6 protein-coding genes are annotated in these 7004 nt (G+C 73.6%); 2 read left to right on the top strand and 4 right to left on the bottom strand.

What is annotated here, in order from left to right:
* Positions 1–49: 49 nt before the first annotated feature.
* On the bottom strand, positions 50–1762 hold the full coding sequence (locus ACSNN7_RS28305; protein WP_436684106.1) for a bifunctional metallophosphatase/5'-nucleotidase: 1713 nt from the start codon (positions 1760–1762) through the stop codon (positions 50–52).
* A 322-nt stretch (positions 1763–2084) separates the two neighbouring features.
* Here ACSNN7_RS28305 and ACSNN7_RS28300 point away from each other — a divergent pair, with 322 nt between their 5' ends.
* Complete coding sequence (locus tag ACSNN7_RS28300) at positions 2085–2879, top strand: alpha/beta fold hydrolase (RefSeq protein ID WP_436684105.1); 795 nt, start codon at positions 2085–2087, stop codon at positions 2877–2879.
* Positions 2880–3120: 241 nt separating this feature from the next.
* On the opposite strand, the gene ACSNN7_RS28295 is transcribed toward ACSNN7_RS28300, so the two are convergent.
* The 3 genes from ACSNN7_RS28295 to ACSNN7_RS28285 form a co-directional block, all read right to left on the bottom strand.
* Positions 3121–3576, bottom strand: coding sequence for a lamin tail domain-containing protein (locus tag ACSNN7_RS28295; RefSeq protein WP_436684104.1), 456 nt, complete (start codon positions 3574–3576; stop codon positions 3121–3123).
* Between the two features lie 265 nt (positions 3577–3841).
* Positions 3842–4471 carry a histone deacetylase gene (locus ACSNN7_RS28290; RefSeq protein WP_436684103.1) on the bottom strand — a complete coding sequence of 210 codons (630 nt, stop codon included), beginning with the start codon at positions 4469–4471 and terminating at the stop codon, positions 3842–3844.
* Positions 4472–4480: 9 nt separating this feature from the next.
* Positions 4481–5260: a metallophosphoesterase gene (locus ACSNN7_RS28285; protein ID WP_436684102.1), complete on the bottom strand. Its 780-nt coding sequence runs from the start codon at positions 5258–5260 to the stop codon at positions 4481–4483.
* Positions 5261–5514: 254 nt separating this feature from the next.
* On the opposite strand from ACSNN7_RS28285, the gene ACSNN7_RS28280 reads away from it, so the two are divergent.
* Positions 5515–6891 (top strand): diguanylate cyclase, encoded by a 1377-nt coding sequence (locus tag ACSNN7_RS28280; protein ID WP_436684107.1) that lies wholly within the window; start codon positions 5515–5517, stop codon positions 6889–6891.
* Positions 6892–7004: the final 113 nt, after the last annotated feature.

The raw sequence follows: 7004 nt of genomic DNA, 5'->3' as shown, positions 1-7004 counted from the left end.
GGCCCCGGAGCGGGTGCTCCGGGGCCCGTTCGTGCGGTGGGTCCTGCCGTCAGGCGGCGGGGACCTCGGCGGTGGTGCGGATGCGGTCCAGGGCCGGCGCGGAGACCGGCGAGGACGCGGTCAGGTAGGCCACGAAGGCGTCCAGGTCGATCATGCCGGTGACCAGGTTGCTGCCGCTCTTGAGGGCGGTGAACCCGTCGCCGCCGCCGGCCAGGAAGTTGTTCACCGTGACCCGGTAGGTGGCGTCGGCGGTGACGGCCACGCCGCCCAGGGTCAGGCTGCCGCGGACGACCCGGGTGCCGGCGCACGGGTCGGCGGTGGTGCCGGTGGTGCCGTTCACGTCGACGGTGTAGCGGACCGTGGAGGACGGGTAGAGCGTCCGGCCGACGACGAACTGCTGCTCCAGCACGCAGTAGAGCTGTGCGCCGGTGAGGTCGAGCGTCACCAGGTTGTTGGCGAACGGCTGGACGGTGAACGCCTCCTCGTAGGTAACCTGGCCGGCGTCGAGGTCGGCGCGGACACCACCGGGGTTCATGAACGCGCCGAGCGCGCCCTGCTCGTTGTCGGTCGCCGCGAGCTGCGCGTCGGCGATCACGTTGCCGAGCGCGGACTCGCCCTTGGCCGTACCGAAGAGGGTTTCCTGCACGCGGTTGAGCGGCTCGGCGGTCTGGCCGACGACCTTGGTGGCGACCGGGCCGAGCGCGGTCTTGTAGCGGGTGATCAGCTCGGTCTGCGCCGCGTCCTTGGTGACGTCCCGGGTGACCACGACGTTGTTGGCCTTGGCGGTCAGTACGTCGCCGGTCTTCCGGTCGATCTGGAGGTCGATGTCGGTGACCAGGCGACCGAAGGAGCTGGCGCTGGTGACCAGCTTGCCGTTGATCTCGCAGTTGTACGCCTGGTGGGTGTGCCCGCTGACGATCACGTCGATGGAGGGGTCCATCCGGTTGGCGATGTCGACGACCGGGCCGGTGAAGCCCTTGCAGTCGTTGATGCCGCCGGTGGACTCCTGCTGGCCGCCCTCGTGCAGCAGCACGACGATGGACTGCACGCCCTGGGCGCGCAGGATGCGGGCGTACTTGTTGGCGGTCTCCGCCTCGTCGCTGAAGGTGAGGCCGGCGACGCCCTCCTGGGAGACGATCTGCGGGGTCCCCTCCAGGGTCATCCCGATGAAGCCGACCTTGACGCCGGCGACCTTCTTGACCGCGTACGGCGCCAGCAGCGGCTGGCCGGTCTCGGTCTTGAACGCGTTGGCGGAGAGGTACTGGAAGCCGGCGCCCGCGTACGGGGTGCCGTCCGCGCAGCCGTCGACCGGGTGGCAGCCGCCGTTCTGGATGCGCAGCAGCTCGTCGGCGCCCTCGTCGAACTCGTGGTTGCCGACGCTGGCGAAGTCCAGCCCTGCCAGGCTGAGCGCCTCGATGGTCGGCTCGTCGTGGAAGGCGGCCGAGAGCAGCGGGGAGGCGCCGATCAGGTCGCCGGCCGCCACCGTGATGGTGCGCTCCTGCTCCTCCTCGGTGGCCCCGCGCAGGGCGGCGAGCTGGGTGGCGAGGTATTCGGCGCCGCCCGCGGGCTGGCCGGCGATGGTGCCGCTGGACCCGGTCGGGGGTTCGAGATTGCCGTGGAAGTCGTTGAGGGCGAGCAGCTTGACGTCGACCGGCTTGGGGCCGGCCTCGGCCTGGCTCGGGTTGACGGCGACCGTGCTCAGCGCGGCCGCGGCGAGCGCGGTCAGGCCGATGGCGGCCCGACGCATCCCGGGGACGGACATGGAACTCCTCGTGAGGTTCGGCGTTGGACGCTGCCGGTGCGATGGTTCGCCCGGCGACCCTGATCCGTGCCGTGACAGGGGTCGATCGCGGAGGGCGGCGGTCGGGGAGTCGCCGCTCCGTCAGGGGACAGCCTCTCATCTCCACCACCGCCGGTCGACCGGGCAAGTGGAGCAGACCTGCGGATACGCGAGGTGGCCCGGGCCGGACGTTCGGACCATTCCGACATGACGGGTAGGTGACAGCGGTCCGGCGGTCGGCGTCGGATTCGCTGTCGGTGGCACCGACCAGGATGGAAGCGACTCGACGAGGAGAGGATCCGGGATGACCGACACGCTGACGGTGGGCACGTTGCGCTCCGCCGACGGCACGACCATCACGTACGAGCGCAGCGGCGAGGGGCCGGCGATCGTACTGGTGGGCGGCGCGTTCAACGACCGGTCGACCACGCGGGCGGTGGCCGCCGCGCTGGCGGGCGACTTCACCGTGTTCGGGTACGACCGGCGCGGCCGGGGCGACAGCGGCGACACCGCCCCGTACGAGGTGCGGCGGGAGATCGAGGACCTGGCGTCCCTGATCGGGACGGCCGGCGGCACGGCGTACCTCTACGGGGTCTCCTCCGGCGCGATCCTGGCCGCCCTGGCGACCGCCGCCGGGCTCCCGGTCGCCGGGCTGGCCCTCTTCGAGCCGCCCTTCAGTGTCGGGCCGCGCGCCGGGTCGGGCACGGCGCTCGCGCCCCGGCTGGCCGAGCTGGTGGCGGCGGGGCGGCCGGGCGACGCCGTCGAGTGCTTCCTGCTCGACGCGGTGGGCCTCCCCGCCGACCAGGTCCGCGGCATGCGCGATCAGCCGATGTGGTCCTGGTTGGAGATGATGGCCCCGTCCCTGGTCCACGACGCCACCGTCACCGGCGACGGCACGCTCCCCGCCGACCTGTTCGCCGGCATCGGTGTGCCGACCGTCGTGGTGGACAGCACCGGCAGCCCGGGCTGGCTGCGCGAGGCGGCGGGAGCCACCGCCGAGGTGATCCCGGGTGCCCGCCGGGTGAGCCTGGAGGGCGGTTTCCACGAGGTACCCGCCGAACTGCTCGCCGTCGAGCTGCGTCGCTTCCTGCCGAGCTGACCACCCGCCGCCCGCCCAGGGGCTCGATCCAACCAAGGCGGCCAGGCAGGGCGGCCGGCCGGCGAGAGCGCCAGGTTCGGCGACCCAGGACGAGGGCGACCGCCCCGGGCAGGGTGGCGACTCCGGGTGCGAGGGAGCCACCGCCCGAGCCCGGGGCGGTCGGATGGCGGGCGACTACCGCCCCTGTGGGTGCCGTCCGCCATGGTCTGCGCCGTGTGGGCCGTTGCCTGGCCCGCGCCGGTCAGCAGTAGGTGTAGCTGCCGCTGCTGCCCCAGGAGCAGGAGTCGATCGCCGTACCGGCGGAGTTGCGCAGGTAGGCCGTGTCGCCGGTGTTGTTCCAGATGTACGCGCCGGAGCCCCAGTACCGGTGGGTGGAGGTGTTGGTGCCCTTGCCGGTGTGGATGTAGACGCTGGCGCCGGAGGCCAGGCGGAAGTCGCCGGCGAACTTGTAGACGTGGTTCGACTTGTCGCGCAGCGTCCAGTACTTCAGGTTGATGGTGGTGCTACGCCGGTTGGTCAGCTTGACGTACTCGGCGTTCAGGCTGCTGTTGGAGCGGTTGTCGGTGCCCGGCGAGTTGTAGTAGACCTTGGTGATCTGAACGGCCGGCGTGGCCGCCTGCGCCGGCGTAGCGACGGCGAGCGTGCCGCCGACGATGGTGGCGAGCGCCGCCGCGTAGCCGATGAGCTTCTGCTTCATGTGTTCCCCCACATGGTCGCGGGCCGACCTGGCGAGTCGGCCACGGAGTGGGCCGAGGTTATCGATGCCGTGCGGCGAAAGTGGACCGTGAAACCTCTGCGTCCGCAAACAAATCCGCGGGTACCGGACGTCCAAACCGGATGGTGACCATCTTCATGCGCTCGTCGACCCGAGAGCGACCCCTCCGCCGACTCCCGCCGCCCGACCGACCGGCCTGGCGGACCGAACCGTGCGCCCTCCGCCCGACGAGCGGGCGACCACCGGGTCAGCTCGCCGGGAGGCCCGCCACCAGGCCGGTCAGGTCGGCGTGGCTCCACCGCCCGGTGATCCCCGGGCGGCCGGCCAGGTAGTCGACCGTGCGCGCGACCGACCAGCCGTGCGCCTCCCGCACCCCGCCCGCGATCATCCGGAGGTAGACCGGCGCCGGGGGCGTCCACTGGACCTCGGCGGCCCGCCACGGCGCGGTGAAGGTCAGCATCGACACCCCGTCGCGCACGCCGACCCGCAGCAGCGTCTCGTACCGGCCGGGGCCGAGGGTGGCCCGCCCGGCGTCGGCGGCCACGGCGATCAGGTCGAGGTCGGCGTCGGGCGGGCGGTGCATCTCCTGGGCGGCGATGTCGGCGAACTGCCCGGCGGTGAGCAGGTAACCGCGCGCCGCCGCCGTACCGGGAAGTTCGGGGTCGTAGAACGCCATCCCACCCGTCCAGGTCCGGGACTCCCCGGCGAAGTAGACGCCGCCGGGGACCAGCACCCCGGCCGTCCGGCGCGGTGGCCGGCAGTCCCGACACCCGGGGTACGACCGCAGCCCGCCCGGTGGCCGGCCACCGGCGAGGTACCAGCCGAGCCGCGTGGCGTGCATGTTCGACCCGTACGCGACGTACCAGAGCAGGTCCACCCGCTGGGGTCAGTAGCCGCAGGTCTGCCCGGCGGCGTGGCTGACCTGCACGGTGTGCGTGACGCAGCCACCGTCGTCGATCGCGTGCAGCAGGAAGGCGGTCGGCTCGTCGACCCAGCCGATCTCGTCGTCGGCGCTCATGGTCAGCGACGCCTGTCGCCAGGTGCTCGGCGCGACGGTCAGCACGGTGCCGGCGTACGCGGTGGTCACCGGGCGGTGCAGGTGGCCGGCGGCGACGCGTACCACGTGGGGGTGCCGGCGGACGACCTCGGCAAGCGCGTCACCGTCGGCGAGCCGGACGGCGTCGACGGGCGGAGCGACGACGGCGACCGGCGGGTGGTGCACGCAGATCACGGCGGGCACCTCCGGGCGGCCGGCCAGCACCCCGTCGAGCCAGCCGAGCTGGTCCTCGCCGAGCCGGCCCCCGACCTCGCCGGGGGTCAGCGAGTCGAGCACCACGACGGTCACGTCCGGGTGGTCGACGTGGTAGTGCGCGGAGAAGCCCCCACCGAGGTAGGGCGTGCCGCCGAAGGTGTCCAGCAGCGACTCCCGGTCGTCGTGGTTGCCGGCGACCAGGTGCACGGGCAGCGGGTACGGCCCGATCACCTCGCGCAGCGCCACGTACTCGTCGGGGCGGCCCCGGGCGACCAGGTCGCCGGTGATCACCACGCAGTCCGGGCGGGGGCGCAGCGCCAGCACCCGGCCGAGCGCGCGGTGCAGGCCGGCGGCGGGCACGGCGCCGAGCACGCCGGTGGTGATGTGCGGGTCACTCAGCTGGGCGATGAGCATGGGCTCCTCCACTGCGACCGGGACCTTCACGCTAACCCGGGTCCGCTCCCGGCGGGGGCGGTCGCGCAGCCCACAGGCCCTGTCCACAGCCTGTGGATGGCACATGTGTACGAACAGCGGATGATCTTCGGCGTGGGCGGACCGCCGCGAGCTGAGTACGCTTGATCGCAGCCCCGGCACCGGCCGGGCCCTCCCCCACCTGGAAGAACGTGGATCACGAGCGAGTCGTCCGCGACGTCACGGTCCGCCTGCCGATGGCGTCCAGCGCCGTCGAGGCGTGCCAGTGGACCGCCACCGCGCTCGCCCGGTACGCCCCGGCGACGATCTCCGTGCTGCTCCAGGTCCACGACCGGCTGCGCTGCGTCGCCGCCACCGGGTCGTGGCAGGTCTTCTCCACCGTCCCGCCGAAGTCCGGCATCGTCGGCCGGGTCTACGCCTCCGGCGAGGGGGCCACGGTGCCCGACGTCGCCGCCGACCCGGACTACCTCCCGCTGCGTCCGGACGTCACCGCCGAGATCTGCGTACCGGTGCTCGACCCGGCCGGCCGCCCGATCGGGGTGCTCGACCTGCAGTGGAGCGGCCCGGCGGAGCTGGGGCGGTGGCGGGAGGTCGCCGACCGGCTGGCCGGTCGGCTCGGCGCCCGGATCATGGCGCTCGGCGGACCGCCGGCCGAGAGCCGCAGCGAGAAGCTGCTGCGGCACGCCACCGCGTTCACCTCCGCACCCACCGACTGGGACCTGATGGCCGCGGCGCTCACCGCGGCCCGGGACGTCTCCACCCTCTCCGCCGCCGTGCTGGTGCTCGCCGGCCGGCGCGGCCCACGACTCGGCGCACCGACCGGCGAGCCGGGTGAGCTGGAGTCCCGCGTCCGGGCCGAGCTGACCGAGGCCGGCCCGGGGTCGCTCGCCCGGATGGTGGCCCGCGCCCACCGGCACGGCACGGCGTACACGCTGGGCGAGGCGGGCCACCCACCGACCGACGAGTACGCACCGCTGGCCCGGGCGGGGGTGCGCACGCTGGTGTCCGTGCCGGTCGGCCGGCCCGACGCCGGTGGTGTGCTGCTGGTTGCCGACGAGCGGCTGCAACGGCCGGACCCGACCACGGTCAACCTGATCGAGTTGCTGGCCGGGCAGGCCTGGGGGGCGCTGGAACGGCTCCGTACGCTGGCCCGGCTCCGCGAGCAGGCCAGCTCCGATCCGCTCACCGGGCTCCAGCACACCGGGCCGTTCGGCCAGCGGATCCGGGCGGCCACGCCGGGGCGTACGGCCCTGCTCGCCATCGACGTGGACGGGTTCAAGACGGTCAACGACACGTACGGCCACCAGGCCGGTGACCGGCTGCTGGTCGGGTTGGCCCGGGCCCTGGAAGGGGCGCTGCGCCAGGGCGACGAGCTGTACCGAATCGGCGGCGACGAGTTCGTGGCGGTGATCGAGGTGAGCCGCCCCGACGAGGCGGTCCGGATCGCCGAGCGGCTGACCGAGGCGGCCCGGCGTACCGGCCGCACCATCAGCGTCGGCGTGGCCCTCCCCCAGCCCGGCGAGTCCCCCGAACTCACCCTCCGCCGCGCCGACCAGGCCCTCTACGCCGTCAAGCGCCACGGCCGCGACGGCGTCCGCCTCGCCGCCGCCTGACCCCACCCCCCGCCCCCGCTCCCCGCACTTTCGGAGAAAGAGGCCGCTATCCGCGGCTGGATAGGGCCCCTTTCTCTGAAAGTGGCCGCGATGGGGGGCGAGCGGGGCGGCCG

The organism is Micromonospora sp. URMC 105 (genome assembly GCF_051386295.1).
Lineage (GTDB): Bacteria > Actinomycetota > Actinomycetes > Mycobacteriales > Micromonosporaceae > Micromonospora.
The sequence above is the reverse complement of the archived record's forward strand: the minus strand, read 5'-3'. Positions and strand labels throughout refer to the sequence as shown.